Raw genomic sequence first — 18,321 nt, forward strand, 5'->3', positions numbered from 1 at the left:
TTCAGATTCTCCGTCAGATCTTATAGATCTCATCCATGAACTGGTCGAGGATATTATCCCCGGTCAGCTTCTTGATAGGCTGGCCGTGGATGAACAGGACCGCCTCGCCCTTGCCGCCGGCAATGCCGATATCGGCTTCGCGGGCCTCACCGGGGCCGTTGACCACGCAGCCCATGACGGCCACTTTGATGGATTTCTTGTAACCTTGCAGCCGCTTTTCGACCTCGTTGGCGATCTCGGTGCAGGGGTACTGGGTGCGGCCGCAGGTCGGGCAGGTGATGACCTCCGGGCCGGCCACCGGGAAGCCGACCGCGCGCAGGATGTTGTAGCCCGCTTCCACTTCCTTTTCCGGCTCCGCAGCCAGCGAGACGCGGATGGTGTCGCCGATGCCTTCCAGCAGCATCCCGCCGATGCCCATGCCGGACTTCAGCAGACCCATCTGGTAGGTGCCCGCCTCGGTGACGCCCACATGGAGCGGGTAATCGGTGACGGCACTCAGCTGGCGGTAGGCCTCCATCATGCGGGGGACGTTGGAGTTCTTGATGGAGATGACGATGTTGTTGAAATCAAACTTTTCCAGCAGGCGGACGTGATACAGCGCACTTTCCACCATGGCTTCGGGCACGGGTGCGCCATACCGGGCCAGGATGTGCTTTTCCAGACTGCCGCCGTTGACGCCGATGCGGATGGGGATGTTCTTCTGCTGGCAGGCCTGCACCACAGCTTTGACGCGGTCATCGTCGCCGATGTTGCCGGGGTTGATGCGGATCTTATCCACGCCCACGTCTGCGCAGGCCAGTGCGGCCTTGTAATCAAAGTGGATATCCGCCACGATGGGGATATTCACCGCATTCTTGACGGCCTCGATGCACTTGGCGTCTGCTGCACTGGGGCAGGTCACGCGCAGGATCTGACAGCCCGCCGCCTCGCAGCGCTTCGCCTGCGCCACATTGCCCTCGATGTCCTCCACCGGGACGTTCAACATGGTCTGCACCGCGATGGGGTTGTTGCCGCCGATGGTCACATTGCCGATCTTTACTTCTCGTTTCAGCTGCCGCATTGTCGTTTTCCTTTCTTTAGACCGCCCCGGTGATGAGCCGGACGATATCATTGTATGTTGCGAAGAGCATCAGGCCAAAGAGCAGCGCAAACGCCGCCAGCGTCAGCCCGCTCTGGATCTTTTCCGGCACTGCATGGCCCGTGACGCCCTCGATGAGCAGGAACACCACCTTGCCGCCGTCCAATGCCGGGAAGGGCAGTAGATTGAAGATGCCCAGGTTCACGGTGATGAGCACCAGAAGCTGCAGCAGGTCCTGCCAGCCATAGCTGGCCGCCTGCCCGATGGCCGTCACGATGCCCACCGGGCCGGAGAGGTCGTTGATGCTCTCCCGGCCCCGCAGCAGGTCCATCAGGGAGGTGAAGATGATGCGCCCATAATAGAGCACACTGTTCCATGCTTCTTTTACCACGTTGGCCGGTGTTTTCCGGATGCCGTAGACCGTAAAGCCAAGGCTCATGTGGGTCTCGCCGCTGTCATCCTGCCAGGTGTCGAACCGGACGCAAGGCAGCTCCACCTTTTCGCCGCCGCGCAGAACGGTGAAGCGGGCGGAGTAGTCCTCGGTGCGCATCAGCTCATAGAGCATGTCGTTCGCCACAAAGCACCGGCGGCCATTGACGGCCAGCACCTTATCCCCTGCTTCCAGACCCGTCTGGCCGCAGAGGGCACCGTCGTCGATGGCGTAGATGACCCGGCTGGTGATGGGTTCGCTCTGTGCCGCAATGAGGACGACCATGACCACGAATCCCAGCAGGAAGTTCATGAACGCACCCGCTGCCATGATGAGGGCCCGCTGCCAGACCGCTGCCTCGTTCAGCGGCTTGCCGACAAGCTGCGCCGGTGCTTCCGCGTTCCCGGTTTCTCCATCCGGGGAACCGTCCGCGTCAGCGCACGAAGGGGGCGTCTGGGGTTCCGCATCGGGACGCTCCCCTTTCTCCGCCTGCTGGCTCTCCGGGCTCTCCTCCCCTTCCAGCGCCACGAATCCGCCCACCGGCAGCGCCCGCAGGCTGTACTGGGTGCCATTCTGCATCTTTTTGAGCAGAACAGGCCCCATGCCGATGGAAAATTCGTTGACCTGCACCCCGCAGAGCTTGGCGACTGCAAAATGGCCGAACTCGTGGATGGCGATCACTGCGCTGAACACGAACACCGCAGCCAAAAGGGTAATGATAAAAGACATAGCTTCTCCAAAAATGAATTCATAAGCCGTGCGCGCTTACAGGTGGCTGCGCACGAAGGCGCGGGCCATTCTGTCGCACTCATACACGTCGGCCAGCGTGTAGTCGCCGCCGAAGCGGTCGCTGTCCACCACAGCCTCCACCAGACGGCCGATGTCCAAAAATCCGATCTTGTCTTCAAGGAAGAGCTTGACGGCTTCTTCGTTGGCACCGTTGGCGGCGCAGGGGCCGAGGCCGCCCTTCTTGATGGCCTTTTTGCAGGCAGCAAGGCAGCGGAAGGTCTCCTCGTCGGCCACATCGAAGGTCAGCAGCTTGAGGGTGGTGAAATCCAGCTCCGGCACCACGCCCGGCACACGGGCCGGGTAGGTCAGTGCGTACTGGATGGGGATGCGCATATCGGGCACACCCAGCTGCGCGATGATGGAGTTATCGCTGTACTGGACGGCGGAGTGGACGACGCTCTGGCGCTGGACCACGATCTGGATCTTCTCCGGGGGCAGACCGAACAGCCAGACGGCCTCAATCAGCTCCAGACCCTTGTTCATCAGGGTGGCGGAGTCGATGGTGATCTTGGCCCCCATGTTCCAGTTGGGGTGCTTCAGGGCATCGGCCTTGGTCTTGCCGCGCAGCTCCTCGGTCTTCATCCCGAAGAAGGGCCCGCCGGAAGCCGTCAGCAGGATTTTGGTCAGGCTCTTGGCGCTCTCCTTATCCTGCAAGCACTGGAAGATGGCGGAGTGCTCACTGTCCACAGGCAGCAGCTTGACGCCGTGTTTTGCCACTGCCTGCGTGACCAGATGGCCGCCGGTGACAAGGCTTTCCTTGTTAGCCAGTGCCAGGTCATGGCCGCTCTCGATGGCGGTCAGGCTGGCGCCCAGACCTGCAATGCCGACCACGCTGTTCAGCACCACATCGGGGCCGTCCATCGCGGCCAGCTCCTTGAGGCCCTCCGGGCCGGTCAGCAGCCGGGGTGCCTGGGCGCGGCCTGCCAGTGCAGCGTCCAGCCGGGCCGCTGCGCCGGGGTCCGTCATGCAGACGTACCGGGGGTGGAACTCTTCGATCTGTTCCAGGATCTTCTCCACGTGGCTGTGGGCTGACAGGCCGAACACCTCATAGCCCTGTGCGCGGATAACGTCCAGACTCTGGGTGCCGATGGAGCCGGTAGAGCCCAGCAGAGTGATTTTTTTAGACATCGTGTTTCCTCCTAAATTGAGCAAATCAGCGATAGAACACAGCGATGATGACCATCGTGACGAAGGGTGCGATGAACATGACGCTGTCAAAGCGGTCCAGGATGCCGCCGTGGCCGGGGAAGATGGTGCCGTAGTCCTTGATGCCGCACTGGCGCTTGACCACGCTGGCGAACAGGTCGCCGTAGATGCCCAGCACCGCCGCCACACAGGCCAGCAGCGCAATGACGACATACATCGAGACGCCGATGTTCGAGCGGGTGAAGGCCTCCAGCCGGTCGGCTGCGATGGAGTAGATCACCGTGACGACCACGCCGCAGACCATCGTGCCCAGCACACCGCCGATGGCACCCTCGACCGTCTTCTTGGGGCTGACCACGGGGCAGAGCTTGTGCTTGCCGAAGGCGCGGCCTGCAAAGTAGGCGCAGGTGTCGCCGCCCCAGGCAAAGCAGAGGATCAGCAGGATGAAAAAGATCGCATCATAGCCGTATTCCGCCACAGGCAGCAGCTCCTTCAGCCGGATGAACGAATAGAAGCAGAACATCACGATGCCCGAAAACATCACAAGGCCGCTGGTCTTCGCAAAGCTGATGGTGCCGTTGCGCACCACGAGATAGATGGCGTAGAACAGCACGAGCAGGAACGAAGCCGGCATGACCAGCGCCCGCCAGACGGAATAGCTGGACAGCATGATCAGCAGCGTATACGGCACGGTGACGGCGTACAGCAGCCAGTCCTTCTTTTCGAAGCCGAGGGCCATATAGATCTCGTGGATGGCGATGAGGGTGATGGCAGCGATCACAAGGTTGAAGATCATCGTGTCAAAGGTAAAGAGCACACCGATCAGAACGAGGATGCCCACCACGGCGGTTATGATTCGTGTTTTCATAGAGTGTTTCTCCTTGGTTGTGTTTGCCGGGGATGGTTCAGATGCCGCCGAACCGGCGGGAGCGCTTGTTGAACTCCGTGATGGCGGCGTCGAGGTCATCGCGGGTGAAGTCCGGCCACAGAACGTCCATCTCCACCAGCTCCGAATAGGCCGCCTGCCACAGCATAAAGTTGGACAGGCGCTTTTCTCCGCTCGGACGCAGGATGAAATCCGGGTCCTTCTGGCCGGTGGTGTACATGGCATCGGACATCATCTCTTCGGTGATCTCTTCGGGCTTGAGCTCCCCTGCTGCCACTCTGGCCGCCAGCTGCTGCGCAGCGCGGACGATCTCCGGGCGGCCGCCGTAGTTGACGGCAATGTTCAGGGTCATACCGGTCTTGGAGGCAGAGTCGCCTTCCAGCTCATTCATCAGCTTCTGGAGCTTGGGGTCCAGCGCAGCGCGATCGCCGAGGAACTTGATGCGGATGTTGCGGTCCTTGTAGTTGAAGCCCTTGAGCAGGTACTCGCCGAACAGCTTCATGATGGCGCTGACCTCTTCGAGAGGGCGCTTCCAGTTCTCGGTCGAGAAGGCGTAAAAATACACCGATGAGACGCCCAGTTCCTCGCAGTAGTTGGCGATGTCCTGGAAGACGGCTGCGCCCTTTTTGTGGCCTGCGGTGCGGGGCAGGCCGCGCTGCTTGGCCCAGCGGCCATTGCCGTCCATGATGATGCCGATGGAAAGGCCCTCGGCGAATTCTTTGGGATGCTCCATTGTACTTCTCCTCTCTGCGGCAAAGATCTTTTGCCTCTGCCGGTCGGCAAAAAGTGCCGCGCACTACGACCAGCACACGGCACTTGGAAAGGTCTCGTTCGCCGCGGCGATCAGACAGACATGATCTCCTTCTGCTTTTCCTCAACGGCTGCGTCGATGATCTTGATATACTTGTCGGTCAGCTTCTGGACATCCTCTTCCATGGTCTTCTGGGTATCCTCGGTCAGCTCGCCAGCCTTCTTCATGGCCTTGGCCTTATCCATGGCCTCGCGGCGGATGTTGCGGGTCGCGACCTTGGCGTCCTCGCCCAGCTTGGAGACTTCCTTGGCCAGCTGCTTGCGGCGCTCCTCGGTGGGGGCCGGGAAGTTCAGGCGGATGGTCTGGCCGTCATCAATGGGGGTGATGCCCACATCGCTGGCCAGAATGGCCTTGCTGATGGCGCGCAGCAGGGTGCGGTCCCACGGGGTGATGGTCAGGGTGCGGGCCTCGCTGACGGCCACAGACGCCACCTGCTGGATGGGGGTGGGAGCGCCGTAGTAATCCACGCTCACCTTGTCCAGAACGGCGGGGTTTGCACGGCCTGCGCGAACCGAAGCCAGCTCACGGTTCAGGTGCTCGACGGTGCTCTTCATCTTTTCTTCGAATGCCTTAGTGTTGCTGCTCATTGTCGTTGTCTCCTGTTTGTACTTATTCTGCACAGGCAGCGGGGCCGCCTGTCTCATTCTATTGCTGCGGGGTGCGGGCTATGCTCAGCCCTCGTAGACCAGAGTGCCGACGTTCTCGCCCTGCACGGCCTTTGCAATGTTGTCCGGGTCTGCCAGATCGAACACCAGGATGGGGAGCTTGTTGTCCCGGCAGAGGGTGGCTGCGGTGCCATCCATGACGGCCAGCTGATCTTCCAGCACCTTGGTAAAGGTCAGGGTGTCGTACTTCTTTGCGTCGGGGTACTTGTGGGGGTCCTTATCGTAGACGCCGTCCACCATGGTCGCCTTGAACATCACATCGGCGGACACCTCCACGGCGCGCAGTGCGGTGGCCGTATCGGTAGAGAAGAACGGGTTGCCCGTGCCGCCGCCAAAGACGGCGATCTTGCCCTCCTCCATAGCGCGCAGCGCGTCCTTGCGGGTAAAGGCCGGTGCCACCTGCGGCATGGTGATGGAGGTGAACACCTCGGTCGGGACGCCCAGCTGCTCCAGCTTGTCGGAGACGGCCAGCGCGTTCATCACCGTGGCCAGCATCCCGATCTTATCGGCCAGGGTGCGCTCCATCTTGCCGCTGGAACGGCCGCGCCAGAAGTTGCCACCGCCCACGACGATGCCGATCTGTACGCCCAGATCGTGCGCCTTTTTCACGCCGCCGCAGATGGCGTCCATGGTCGGCTCATCAAAGCCGGAGCCCTTTTCGCCGCCCAGAGCTTCGCCGCTGATCTTCAGAAGGATACGCTGATATTTCAATGCCATAATCAATACACCACCTATGATATTTGAGCCGCCGGGAAGGACGGCCTTGTTTCTTCTGTCTATTTTACAATAAAATGCCTGCAAAGTAAACAGAAAAAGCAATTTGTCCCGCCAAACGACGCAAAACTAAAATTTATGCTGGACATTTCGGCCAAACCATGCTATACTATTTCTTGCATTCGCGGGCATCGTACATCGGCTAGTATATCAGCCTTCCAAGCTGAGGAGGTGGGTTCGATTCCCATTGCCCGCTCCATCCTTTTCAGACGCTGGTTCGTTCAGAATCGGCGTCTTTCTTTATGCCCTCATACGTCACAAGGCCTGCAGCCAAAAATATCAGTCATTCTTTGGCAACGATGCTGCCCTTCTCAAAAATTTATCGCTTGTTCATCAAATGTCTTTACAAATACGTAGATACGTAGTATACTATTGATGAGGAGGAATTGAGCGATGCGAGATAAAGACCTACTGAAACTCATGCAGAAAAACGGCTGGAAGGTCGTCCGCGTGAACGGCAGCCACCATATTCTCGAAAAAGACGGCAAAATCGAAACGATTCCAATTCACGGCAAAGACGTCCCGAACGGATTGCTGAACGCGATTCTGAAGCGGCACGGCCTGAAATGAAAGGGGACTTTTGTATGACGCTTGTATATCCTGCTATCTTCCACGAAGAGGACGGCTCTTTCTGGGTAGAATTTCCCGACTTGGAGGGCTGCCAATCTTTCGGTGACACCATCGCGGAAACCATGGAGGGCGCGAAAGAGGCTCTCGCCGGATACGCTGCGGTTCTGTTGGAAGAGGGCAAGCCACTGCCCACTCCCACCCCCATCCAGAACATCAAGCCCGAAGAGCATTGCTTCGTTTCGTTAATCGACACGAAGCCTGCCAGCACCAAACGCGCCGTCAAAAAGACATTGAGCATTCCCGCATGGCTGAATGATGCAGCCGAAGCCGCTCACGCTCCTTACTCCGCCATCTTGCAGGAGGGCCTTGAAAAGTATCTGCATCTCGCATAACCTCAGATAAAAAGAAATCATGCAAACACAGAAACCCGGAACCCTTTCTGAGCTATTTCTGCTCTGAAAAGGTTCCGGGTCTTTTGCAATGTTTTTCAGGGCGCTATTTTGCAGCGGCCCCCTGATTTTTATGCACTCAGACGAAGGAGAAATACAGAGCGCCTGCTGCTGCGCCCACGTTGGCGACGCCGAGCAGTGCACCGCCCAGCGAGCTGAAGTAGATCTTGGCGGAGTCGATCATGAGGTTGCCGTTGATGGTGCCCTCTTCTTCGGGGTACTGCTCCGGATACTGCTTCTGCACCTGCGCTGCAACAGAGCCGATGTTCGCAATGTTCACATAGGCCAGCAGACCCGCACCGGTGCCAAGAACCGACGCCAGCACACTGCTGATCTGGCCTTTCTTGATGGCATTCACAACGTTCACGATAGCAAGTACGCCCATGGTCACGTTCATTGCCGTCGAGATCCAGTTGCCGACCGTTTCTGCGTCGAGTGCGCCGCCGGTCGTATATTCCAATTCCTCTTCGCTGAGGAGTGCGTAGCTGTTGGGATAAGTCATCATTTTTCTTTACCTCCAAATGATTGTTCGAGAGGGGTCCATTTATTCCCATTATAGAGGCTGCTGAAAAATCTGTCAAGAGACGAAACTTTTGCCCAAACGTATGAAACCGCCGCACAGCGAAGTTTTTGCGCTTCGCGTACAGCGGTTTCACGAGGATTTCACGTTTTATCCCCGGTGTTCACTTTTCTTCCGTCTCCGACTTCTGCTGCTCCTGCTCGGCGCGGAGTTTCCGGATGCGCTTTTTCTCGCTTTCGACGCGGGGCCAGGGCCAGGAGAAGCCCTCGTTCTCGCGGCACCATTTGACCAGCGGATAGAACGAGAACGCCAGACCGAACAGATACAGCAGCACGTACAGCACTGCATCCAGCGTGAACAGAGCGTCCAGCGCAGCGATGACCGACATGATGCAGCCCGCCTTCAGGAAAAACAGGCCGTTCTGCCGGCAGTATTCGTCGAAATGTTCCGCCTTGACGGCCCGGCGGCCCTGTTCGCCCCAGACGCGAGGGTTCTTCATGACCGTGTAGCCGTAAAAGACCATCATCAGACCGCAGGTCAGTTGAAATCCGAAAAACATAGCGCACCTCGTTCCAGTTTAGTCGTCGTAGCCCTCGAACAGCGGCTTCATGAAGGGCAGGAAGTCCAGCGTTGCGAAGTAGTCGCGCGGGGTCTCGGCACGGCGGATGAGACGGTGGGAGCCGTCCTCACAGAGCAGCACTTCGGCGCACCACAACTTGCCGTTGTAGTTGTAGCCCATGGCCGAACCGTGGGCACCGGTGTCATGGATATAGACCAGGTCGCCGATGTCGATCTTGGGCAGCATCCGGTCGATGGCGAACTTGTCGTTGTTCTCGCACAGGCCGCCGACCACGTCGTACTTGTGGTCGCAGGGCGCATGTTCCTTGCCCAGCACAGTGATGTGGTGGTAAGCGCCGTACATGGCCGGGCGCATCAGGTTGGCCGCGCAGGCATCCAGACCGATGTACTCCTTGTAGATGTGCTTTTCGTGGATGGCAGTGGCCACCAGCGCGCCGTAGGGGCCGGTGGTGAAGCGGCCCATCTCGGTAAAGATCGCGACATCGCCCATGCCGGCGGGGACCAGGATCTCCTCAAACTTCTTGCGGACGCCCTCGCCGATGGCCATGATGTCGTTCTCGGTCTGGTCGGGGCGGTACGGGATGCCCACGCCGCCGGACAGGTTGATGTAGGCGATGTGCGCACCGGTAGCCTTCTGGACGCGGACCGCCAGCTGGAACAGGATGCCGGCCAGCTCCGGATAGTAGGCGTCGGAGATGGTGTTGGAGGCCAGGAAGGCGTGGATGCCGAAGTTCTTTGCGCCCTTCTGCATCAGCTTCTTGTAGCTCTCGATCATCTGCTCCTCGGTCATGCCGTACTTGGCATCACCGGGCTTGTCCATGACCTGGAAGCCTTCTTCGCTCTCGCCCAGCTGGAACGTTCCGCCCGGATTGTAGCGGCAGAAGATGTTCTCCGGCACACCGGCCACACGGTCGAGGAAGTCCACCATGGTGGCGTCATCGAGGTTGATGTAGGCACCCAGCTCGTAGGCTTTCTTCATATCCTCCACCGGAGTCTGGTTGGAGGAGAACATGATGTCGCTGCCGGTAAAGCCGCAGACTTCGCTGAGCATCAGCTCGGTCAGGGAGGAGCAGTCCACACCGCAGCCCTCTTCCTTCAAAATCTGCAGGATGACAGGGTTGGGCAGCGCCTTGACGGCGAAATACTCGCGGAAGCCCTTGTTCCAGCTGAACGCCTTGTTGATGCGGCGGGCATTCTCGCGGATGCCCTTTTCATCGTAGACATGGAACGGGGTGGGCACGTCCTGGAGGATCTCCTGGGCCTGCGCTTCGGTCAGAAACGGTTTCTTTTCCATAATATACTTCCCTCACATTTTATAGTGTCACCGACACGTCGGTGCGGTATCAGGTCTTGAGGTTGCCGCGGGTGGGCGTGAACGTCGGGATCATCTCGGCCAGCTGCTTCACGACGCCCTCGTCGTTGTGGGCCGCTGCCGCGCTCAGATCCTGCAGCTGCGTGTAGAACCGGGCCAGGTCGATGTCCTTCGGCGGCGCAACGAAGATCTTGTTGTGCTCGGTGCGGCGCATCTTGTCCTGCTCCTCGTCCATCATCAGCTCCTCATAGAGCTTCTCGCCGGGGCGCAGGCCCACGACCTTGATCTCCATGTTCACGCCCGGCTCGTAGCCGTAGAAGCGGATGAGCTGTTTGGCCAGGTCGATGATCTTGACCGGCTCGCCCATATCCAGGACATAGATGCTGCCGCTCTCGGCCAGGGCACCGGCCTGCAGCACCAGCTGGGCTGCCTCCGGGATGGTCATGAAATAGCGCTCGATGTTGGGGTCCGTCAGGGTGACGGGGCCGCCCTTTTTGATCTGCGCCTCGAACAGCGGGATGACACTGCCGTGGCTGCCCAGCACATTGCCGAAGCGGACTGCCACACACTTCATGTCGGTGTTGCCCGCAAAGGTCTGGATGAGCATCTCGCAGATGCGCTTGGTGCAGCCCATGACGCTGGTGGGGTTGACGGCCTTGTCCGTGGAGAGTTGGACGAACCGCTCCACGCCGTGCTCGCTGGCACTGGTGAGCAGATTCTTCGTGCCCAGCACGTTGTTCTTGACGGCCTCCGCCGGGCTGACCTCCATCAGCGGCACATGCTTGTGCGCCGCCGCGTGGAAGACCACCGTGGGATGATACGTCTCGAATACCTCGTCCAGACGCTTTTTGTCGCGGATGGAGCCGATGAGCACCGTGACCGGGATGTCCCGGCCATACTTCTGCTGCAGCTCCATCAGCAGCTCGTAGGCGCAGTTCTCGTAGATATCGAAGATGAGCAGTTTGCCAGGCTGAAAGCGCATCACCTGACGGCAGAGCTCGCTGCCGATGGAGCCGCCGCCGCCCGTGACGAGGACGGTCTTGCCGGTCAGGTAGCCGGAGATCTGCTCCATGTCCAGCGTGACTTCCTCGCGGGAGAGGAAATCGGCGGTGTTCAGCTCGCGAAACGCATTCTGCTGCGGCGCACCGGTGCCCACCAGCTGCGGGTCGCTCAGGATCTGGACCGCACAGTGGGTGGAGACGCAGAGGTCAATGACATGGTTCAGTCGGCTGCCCTGCAGCGTCGGGATGGCGATGATGATGCTGTGGATGTTGTATCTCTCGCAGACCTGCGGGATCTGCTCCAGTGTGCCCCGCACCGGGACGCCGTGGATGGTCTGGCCGAACTTGGCCGGGTCATCGTCCACAGCGGCGACCGGGTGGCCGTAGCTCTCGTTGGATTTGCAGACATTGATCGCCCACGCACCGGCCTCGCCTGCGCCCACGATCAGCACCGGGCGGTTCGGGTCCTTGGACGGAACGCCGCGCACCCGCTCGCCAATGGGGTGGTTCAGGAACAGCCGCCAGGCAAGGCGGCTCCCGCCCACCAGCAGGAAGATGAGCACCGCCGCCATCGCGTTGGCCGAGTCGAACAACACGCCGTGGATGAGGCCATGGTTCACGAAGTAGACCACTGCCGTGGGCACTGCGATCATGCCCGCCAGACGGATGAGGTCGCGCTCGCCCGCGTACTTCCACAAGATGGAGTACAGCCCGCCCACCAGAAAGCTGATCAGATAGAGCGCCGTAATCCAGGGCAGGTTCTCATACAGCAGGGCCCGGTTATGGGGCCACCAGGCTGCTTCCACCGCACCGTCTGCGCGGAGCAACAGCGCAAAATAAAAGCTGAACAGGATCAGCGCCGCATCCAGCACCACCAGAAACGTCCGGCGCAGCCCGACCTGCGGCGTAATTTTTTTGATATTCTTCACAGAAAATCCTCTTTATCTTCGGCGCTCGTTCTGCGCCGGTTCATTTTCCAGGCCAGCGGGAAGAGAGCCTGCTGCACCATGGTATCCATTGTATTATACTCGTTTCGTGCCCCGGTGTCCAGAAGATTTCATCGTCCGGGTCGATTTCACGCTTTTTTCGCCTTCTGCCGGGCCCGGTCCGGGTGGAGCGCGGCCCGCACCTCGGCCCCCAGACCCAGCGGCCAGGCGGCGGCCAGCCCCACCAGCCCCATGCCGCAGCAGCCGATGCACAGCGCCGCCAGCTGCTCCGGCATCTCCCCGGCCTGCCAGCCGGACAGCATTTCCCGGAGAAACACCCCCGCCCCGGCCGACACGCCCGCCGCCAGCAGCGGTGCCCCCAGCCAGCGCATCAGCGCCGGACGCATCCCGCTGACCCGCAGCAGACGGGCCGTGTTGGCCAGGCAGGTATATACGCTGGACAGCAGGATGACGAACAGGAAGCCTTTCATCCCGAACCGGGGCAGCAGCACCATCACCCCCGCGATGCGCAGCACGGCATCCCACAGGCTGTACCGGAACACGGCCTTCTGCTCCCCTACCCCCTTCATGGCACCGTCCACCATGCTTTCCAGATACATCAGCGGCATCGCCGGGCCGAGCACGGTCAGATAGAAGCCCGCCTCGGCCCCATCCGGCCCGTAGAACAGCCGGGCAGCCGCTGCTCCCCACACCCAGAACACCGCCCCCGCCAGCGCGGAGAAGTAGCCCGTGAGCCGGAGCATCCGGTCCAGCAGCGCCGAAAGCCGCCCCGTCTCGCCCCGGATGTGCGCCTGCGTGATCTCCGGCATCAGCAGGACCGACAGGCTCCCCAGCAGCCCGAACGGAAAGGTCAGCAGGGGCAGGGCCATCCCCTTCAGGTTTCCATACTGGGCCACGGCGGCGCTGCGGCCCCCGGCATCCAGCAGATAGACCGTCAGGCAGGCGGGCACCAGCATGTTCTCCGCCGTGTGGAGCGCGCTAGCAAGGCAGCGCCCGCCCTCCACGGGCCAGAGGATCTCCCACAGCCGCTTTGCCGGGTCCATGGGGCGTCGGGCCGGGCCCGCACCGAATGCGGACACCGCCTCCCGCCGGTAAAACAGAAGCATCAGGCAGGCCGAGACCGTCTCGCTGAGGGCCGTTGCCGCCAGAACGACCGTGCACTTGCCGCCCACGTCCAGCGCACGGCCCCGCTCCAGCGCGAACCAGATGGCCGAGATGCGGACCGCCTGCTCCACGAGCTGGCTCACCACGTTGGGGCCGACCTGCCGCCGGGCAATGAAAAAGCCGCGCAGCACCGCAGAGACCGCCATCCAGGGCAGGCCGAATGCCGCCGCCCGCAGCGCACCGGCGGCGCGGACATCACCCAGCCACCACGCTGCGGCCAGCTCCGCCAGACCGAACTGCCCCGCCCACGCAGCGCTGCCCAGCAGCAGCGCCGCCCCCAGCAGACGGAGCAGCATCCCGCGGGCCTCGGCCCGGCTGCGGCTCAGCTCCTCGGCCATCAGGCGGGTGGCCGCCACCGAGACACCGGACGTCGCCAGCGTGACGAAGAGCGAGTACACCGCCAGCACCAGCTGGTACAGGCCCATCCCCTCGCCGCCCAGCGCATTGGCCAGCCAGATGCGCAGCCCCATCCCGGCCAGCCGGAGCACCACATCCGCCCCCGTGAGCAGGGCCGCGTTCTTCAGGTAGCTCGGACGCATCGCCGCACCTCCCCTTCTTCCTTTTATTATATGGGCACCGCTTTGCAAAATATGAGCCGCCGTGTGGGTTGTTTCTCTTCTGGTTTTATGGTATGATAGGAGCCGGTCAAGAGATTTTTCCCAAACATCAACGAAGGAGGAAAGGCCGCATCCCACCCGGATCGGCCTTATGAGAGTATGAGCGAAGAATGCACCCATGACTGCTCTACCTGCAGCGCAGCATGTTCTTCCCGCGAGGCTGCCCCGCAGCACGATGCCCCCAACCCCAACAGCAGCGTCAAAAAGGTCATCGGCGTCGTATCCGGCAAGGGCGGCGTCGGCAAGAGCATGACCAGCGCTCTGCTGGCCTGCGCCATGGCCCGCCGCGGCTACCACTGCGGCATTCTGGACGCCGACATCACCGGCCCGTCCATCCCCAAGCTGTTCGGCATCCATGGCCGTGCCATGGCCGACGAGAAGGGCTGCTGGCCCATCCAGAGCCGGATGGGCATCGACGTGATGAGCATCAACCTGCTGGTGGAGAACGAAGAGGACCCCGTCGTCTGGCGCGGCCCCGTCATCGCCGGTGCGGTGAAGCAGTTCTGGACCGATGTGGTCTGGAAGGACGTCGATTTCCTGTTCGTGGACATGCCTCCGGGAACCGGTGATGTGCCCCTGACCGTCTTCCAGAGCCTGCCGGTGGACGGCATCGTCGTCGTGGCAAGCCCGCAGGAGCTGGTCAGCATGATCGTGGCCAAGGCCGTCAACATGGCCGAGATGATGAAGGTGCCCATGCTCGGCATCGTCGAGAACATGAGCTACATCGTCTGCCCCGACTGCGGCAAGCACATCAGTGTGTTCGGCAACAGCCATGTGGACGAGGTTGCTGCAAAGCACCACCTGCCCGTTCTGGCCAAGTGCCCCATCGACCCGCAGCTGGCCGCCCTCTCCGATGCCGGCATGATCGAGACCTACGGCGGCGAGTACCTGGAAGGTGCCGCCGATGCCTGTGAGAAATTGCTGAAGAAGTAAACACGCTGGTTTCTCTGCCTTTTGCGCCGGGCCTTTTCCCCCGCAAAAGGCATTCTTTTTGGGTGCCGGTCTGCCGCAAAACAGAAGCTGCTGCGCCGTTTTTGCAGCGGCCGGATGTTTTTGTGAAGCGGGTTCATCTTTTCTTCTGTTTTTTTGAAAGATTTTCTGCTCCGCTTCTCTTGTAAATCGCCACAGAAAGCTTTATAATGATAAAGTGTTCTGCAAGTTGTTTGGCAGAACCGGTGAAAGTATACTGGGAAAAGGAGTATTCGATTATGTTGACGAATGAATACCTGAAGCGTGTTTACGATGGTCTGGCTCAGCGCAATGCCAATGAGCCCGAATTTCTGCAGGCTGTCCGCGAGGTGCTGGAGAGTATCCAGCCCGTCGTGGAGAAGCACCCCGAATATGAGAAGGCCGGCCTGATCGAGCGTCTGGTCGAGCCGGAGCGTGTCATCAGCTTCCGTGTGCCCTGGGTCGATGACGAAGGCAAGGTCCAGGTCAACCGCGGCTACCGTGTGCAGTTCAACAGCGCCATCGGCCCCTACAAAGGCGGTCTGCGCTTCCATCCCTCTGTCAACCAGGGCATCCTGAAGTTCCTGGGCTTTGAGCAGACCTTCAAGAACAGCCTGACCACCCTGCCCATGGGCGGCGGCAAGGGCGGCTCGGACTTCAACCCCAAGGGCAAGAGCGACATGGAAGTCATGCGCTTCTGCCAGAGCTTCATGACCGAGCTGTACCGCCACATCGGCCAGTTCGTGGATTGCCCCGCCGGTGACATCGGCGTCGGCGGCCGCGAGGTCGGCTATCTGTTCGGCCAGTACAAGCGCCTGACCAACAGCTTCCAGGGCGGCATGATCACCGGCAAGGGCCTGACCTTCGGTGGTTCTCTGGCCCGTACCGAGGCAACCGGCTACGGCCTGTGCTACTTCACCGCCGAGGCCCTGAAGTGCATGCGCAACGACAGCTTTGTCGGCAAGACCGTGGTCATCTCCGGTTCCGGCAATGTCGCCATTTATGCCTGCCAGAAGGCCACCCAGCTGGGCGGCAAGGTCGTCACGATGTCCGACTCCAACGGCTACGTCTACGACCCCAACGGCATCGACCTGGCTTACGTCAAGGATCTGAAGGAAGTCCGCCGCGGCCGCATCAAGGAGTATGCTGAGACCCACGAGGGTGCAACCTATGTGGCCGATTGCAGCAAGGTCTGGACCGTCCCCTGCGACATCGCCCTGCCCTGCGCGACCCAGAACGAGATCAACAAGGAGTCCGCTGAGGCTCTGGTCAAGAACGGCTGCACCGTCGTCTGCGAAGGCGCCAACATGCCCAGCACCCCGGAGGCCATCGAGGTCTATCTGGCAAACGGTGTTCTGTACGGACCTGCAAAGGCTGCCAACGCCGGCGGCGTGGCCACCTCCGGCCTGGAGATGAGCCAGAACTCCGAGCGCCTGAGCTGGACCTTCGAAGAGGTCGATGCAAAGCTGAAGGGCATCATGGAGGGCATCTTCCACGCTTCCTATGACGCTTCCGTTGCCGCTGGTTCCGAGGGCAACCTGATGGTCGGTGCAAACTGCGCCGGCTTCCTGAAGGTCGCTACCGCCATGATGGCACAGGGCATCACCTACTAATTGTTCCAAAGCATTTTCAAGAGCTGCGTTCGCAAGAGCGCGGCTCTTTTTGTATCGATTCGCTGGCCGCATCTCCGGGAGCTTTTCCCGGCGAGTCAACGGGCATTCCATGCCCGCCCCGCAAGCGGGGCCCCACCTCGGATACTCGCCGAGAAAACTCCCCTCGTGCGGCCTGTATAAAGCCCCGCCAACCCGTCCATACTGACCACATCAAGCGAAGAGAGGGTTCTGAAATGGACGAACAGATGTTTTGTTTTCAATGCGAGCAGGCGGCGCACTGCACTGCCTGTACCGGTAAGGCCGGTGTCTGCGGCAAAAGCGCGGACACCGCAGCGGCGCAGGACCGCCTGACCGGCGCACTCATCTCCTACGCCAGCCAGCTCATCGGCGAGGGGCGGGCCCCCGCCCCGGAACAGGCACTGCTGCTGATGGAAGGGCTGTTCACCACCATCACCAACGTGAACTTCGACCCGCAGACCGTGGACCAGCTGACCGAGAGCGTCCACGCGGCCTGCCCCGGCATCGGGTTCGACTACGACATGGCAAACCTCTGGCACGAGCCGGACGAGGACATCCGTAGTCTGAAATCGTTCGTCCTGTTCAGCCTGCGCGGCATGGCAGCGTACAATTACCATGCGCGGGTGCTGGGCCACATCGACCCGGAGCTGGACCGCTTCTTCTGCGAAGCATTGCAGGCCGTTGGCAGCGAATGCTCCATCGACACCCTCTGGGCACTGGTGCAGAAGACCGGCAAGGCCAGCTACCGCTGCATGGAGCTGCTGGACGCCGCTAACACCGGGGCCTTCGGCCAGCCGGAGCCGGTGGAGGTGCCGCTCGTCATCGAGAAAGGGCCGTTCATCGTCATTTCCGGCCACGACCTCTACGACATGAAGTGCCTGCTGGAGCAGACGGCGGGCAAAGGCATCCACGTCTACACCCACTCGGAAATGCTCCCCGCCCACGGCTACCCGGAGCTGAAGCAGAAGTACCCGCATCTGAAGGGCAACTTCGGCACAGCCTGGCAGAACCAGCAGCGGGAGTTTGAGGACATCCCGGCCCCGATCCTCTTCACCACCAACTGCATCATGCCCCTGCGGGAGAGCTACGCCGACCGGGTGTTCACCACCTCGGTGGTGTCCTATCCCGGCGTCCCGCACATCGGGCCAGAGCGGGATTTCTCCCCCGTCATTGCCAAAGCACTGGAACTAGGGGGCTACCCGGAAGACACCGCCATGCCCGGCATCAACGGCGGGCGCAGCGTCGTGACCGGCTTTGCGCGGAGCGCTGTGCTCTCCCACGCCAATGAGATCGTTGCGGCCGTGAAAAGCGGGCAGATCCGCCATTTCTTCCTGGTGGGCGGCTGTGACGGCACCCGGCCTTCCCGCCGCTACTACACCGAGTTCGCCAAGCTCACCCCGCCCGACACCGTGATCCTGACGCTGGCCTGCGGCAAATTCCGCCTGAACGACCTGGATCTCGGCACCGTGGCGGGCCTGCCCCGCATCCTCGATGTGGGCCAGTGCAACGACGCATACAGCGCCATTCAGATCGCGCTGGCGCTGGCCGATGCGTTCCAGTGCGGCGTCAACGACCTGCCGCTCTCGCTGGTGCTCTGCTGGTTCGAGCAGAAGGCCGTCTGCATCCTCATCGCACTGCTGGCGCTGGGCATCCAAAACATCCGGCTCGGCCCTACCCTGCCCGCCTTCCTCTCGCCGGGCGTGGTGCGCGTTTTGCAGGAAAAGTACAATCTGATGGCCGTCACGACACCGGAGCAGGACCTGAAAGCGATCTTGGGCGAAGGATGAATCCGTTTCATCTCATCATCAAACCGCACAAGATGCGCTGCGATTGCGCTTTCACGTTTGGTGCAACTGTCGCTTGAAAAATTTTCAGCGTTCAGTATAATTATAGGTACCGGAACAAAGGCGTTCCAAAGGGGCAGAGTCTGCCCCTTTGGGGCGTCTTTTTTGTTTTTCCGTGTCAGACACTGCGGAATGTGCCGCAGTGGTGAGGATTTTGATT

17 protein-coding genes and 1 tRNA gene are annotated in these 18,321 nt (G+C 61.0%); 6 read left to right on the top strand and 12 right to left on the bottom strand.

All coding sequences use genetic code 11. The features are described from left to right. Window positions 1–13: 13 nt before the first annotated feature. The 7 genes from ispG to pyrH form a co-directional block, all read right to left on the bottom strand. A complete protein-coding gene (ispG, locus tag DWY95_RS09295; RefSeq protein WP_118553307.1) occupies window positions 14–1,111 on the bottom strand; it encodes a flavodoxin-dependent (E)-4-hydroxy-3-methylbut-2-enyl-diphosphate synthase in 1,098 nt (365 codons plus the stop codon). Beyond that, on the bottom strand, window positions 1,077–2,237 hold the full coding sequence (locus tag DWY95_RS09300) for a site-2 protease family protein (protein WP_118553308.1): 1,161 nt from the start codon (window positions 2,235–2,237) through the stop codon (window positions 1,077–1,079). Before DWY95_RS09300 ends, ispG begins: the two co-directional genes overlap by 35 nt. 36 nt (window positions 2,238–2,273) lie before the next feature. Beyond that, window positions 2,274–3,425 carry a 1-deoxy-D-xylulose-5-phosphate reductoisomerase gene (dxr, locus tag DWY95_RS09305; RefSeq protein ID WP_097792062.1) on the bottom strand — a complete coding sequence of 384 codons (1,152 nt, stop codon included), beginning with the start codon at window positions 3,423–3,425 and terminating at the stop codon, window positions 2,274–2,276. A 25-nt stretch (window positions 3,426–3,450) separates the two neighbouring features. After that, a complete protein-coding gene (locus tag DWY95_RS09310; RefSeq protein WP_118553309.1) occupies window positions 3,451–4,311 on the bottom strand; it encodes a phosphatidate cytidylyltransferase in 861 nt (286 codons plus the stop codon). A 37-nt stretch (window positions 4,312–4,348) separates the two neighbouring features. Next, window positions 4,349–5,062 (bottom strand): polyprenyl diphosphate synthase, encoded by a 714-nt coding sequence (gene uppS, locus DWY95_RS09315; protein WP_118553310.1) that lies wholly within the window; start codon window positions 5,060–5,062, stop codon window positions 4,349–4,351. Between the two features lie 110 nt (window positions 5,063–5,172). After that, window positions 5,173–5,727, bottom strand: coding sequence for a ribosome recycling factor (gene frr, locus DWY95_RS09320; protein WP_118553311.1), 555 nt, complete (start codon window positions 5,725–5,727; stop codon window positions 5,173–5,175). A gap of 84 nt (window positions 5,728–5,811) precedes the next feature. Beyond that, complete coding sequence (gene pyrH, locus DWY95_RS09325) at window positions 5,812–6,522, bottom strand: UMP kinase (protein WP_118553312.1); 711 nt, start codon at window positions 6,520–6,522, stop codon at window positions 5,812–5,814. A gap of 181 nt (window positions 6,523–6,703) precedes the next feature. Here pyrH and DWY95_RS09330 point away from each other — a divergent pair. The 3 genes from DWY95_RS09330 to DWY95_RS09340 all read left to right on the top strand — a co-directional run bounded on the left by DWY95_RS09330 (window position 6,704) and on the right by DWY95_RS09340 (window position 7,541). Next, window positions 6,704–6,778 (top strand) — tRNA-Gly (locus DWY95_RS09330). A 194-nt stretch (window positions 6,779–6,972) separates the two neighbouring features. Then, window positions 6,973–7,149 (top strand): type II toxin-antitoxin system HicA family toxin, encoded by a 177-nt coding sequence (locus DWY95_RS09335; RefSeq protein ID WP_118553313.1) that lies wholly within the window; start codon window positions 6,973–6,975, stop codon window positions 7,147–7,149. Window positions 7,150–7,163: 14 nt separating this feature from the next. Then, window positions 7,164–7,541, top strand: a complete 378-nt coding sequence (locus DWY95_RS09340) for a type II toxin-antitoxin system HicB family antitoxin (RefSeq protein WP_223381672.1) — start codon at window positions 7,164–7,166, stop codon at window positions 7,539–7,541. Window positions 7,542–7,677: 136 nt separating this feature from the next. Here the strand turns inward: DWY95_RS09340 and DWY95_RS09345 are convergent, their stop codons facing one another. The 5 genes from DWY95_RS09345 to DWY95_RS09365 all read right to left on the bottom strand — a co-directional run bounded on the left by DWY95_RS09345 (window position 7,678) and on the right by DWY95_RS09365 (window position 13,660). Beyond that, window positions 7,678–8,103 carry a hypothetical protein gene (locus DWY95_RS09345; protein WP_118553315.1) on the bottom strand — a complete coding sequence of 142 codons (426 nt, stop codon included), beginning with the start codon at window positions 8,101–8,103 and terminating at the stop codon, window positions 7,678–7,680. Between the two features lie 178 nt (window positions 8,104–8,281). Next, window positions 8,282–8,677, bottom strand: a complete 396-nt coding sequence (locus tag DWY95_RS09350) for a hypothetical protein (RefSeq protein WP_097792056.1) — start codon at window positions 8,675–8,677, stop codon at window positions 8,282–8,284. 18 nt (window positions 8,678–8,695) lie between these two features. Next, on the bottom strand, window positions 8,696–9,991 hold the full coding sequence (locus DWY95_RS09355) for a diaminopimelate decarboxylase (RefSeq protein WP_097792055.1): 1,296 nt from the start codon (window positions 9,989–9,991) through the stop codon (window positions 8,696–8,698). 49 nt (window positions 9,992–10,040) lie between these two features. After that, window positions 10,041–11,939 (bottom strand): nucleoside-diphosphate sugar epimerase/dehydratase, encoded by a 1,899-nt coding sequence (locus tag DWY95_RS09360; RefSeq protein WP_097792054.1) that lies wholly within the window; start codon window positions 11,937–11,939, stop codon window positions 10,041–10,043. Window positions 11,940–12,085: 146 nt separating this feature from the next. Further along, on the bottom strand, window positions 12,086–13,660 hold the full coding sequence (locus DWY95_RS09365) for an oligosaccharide flippase family protein (RefSeq protein ID WP_118553316.1): 1,575 nt from the start codon (window positions 13,658–13,660) through the stop codon (window positions 12,086–12,088). A 177-nt stretch (window positions 13,661–13,837) separates the two neighbouring features. Here DWY95_RS09365 and DWY95_RS09370 point away from each other — a divergent pair, with 177 nt between their 5' ends. The 3 genes from DWY95_RS09370 to hcp all read left to right on the top strand — a co-directional run bounded on the left by DWY95_RS09370 (window position 13,838) and on the right by hcp (window position 18,104). After that, a complete protein-coding gene (locus tag DWY95_RS09370) occupies window positions 13,838–14,671 on the top strand; it encodes an Mrp/NBP35 family ATP-binding protein (protein ID WP_179859487.1) in 834 nt (277 codons plus the stop codon). Window positions 14,672–14,946: 275 nt separating this feature from the next. After that, complete coding sequence (gdhA, locus tag DWY95_RS09375; RefSeq protein ID WP_118553317.1) at window positions 14,947–16,299, top strand: NADP-specific glutamate dehydrogenase; 1,353 nt, start codon at window positions 14,947–14,949, stop codon at window positions 16,297–16,299. 233 nt (window positions 16,300–16,532) lie between these two features. After that, window positions 16,533–18,104 carry a hydroxylamine reductase gene (gene hcp, locus DWY95_RS09380; protein WP_118553318.1) on the top strand — a complete coding sequence of 524 codons (1,572 nt, stop codon included), beginning with the start codon at window positions 16,533–16,535 and terminating at the stop codon, window positions 18,102–18,104. Window positions 18,105–18,321: the final 217 nt, after the last annotated feature.

Source organism: Faecalibacterium sp. AF28-13AC, from assembly GCF_003478405.1.
Taxonomy (GTDB): Bacteria; Bacillota; Clostridia; order Oscillospirales; family Ruminococcaceae; genus Faecalibacterium; species Faecalibacterium prausnitzii_E.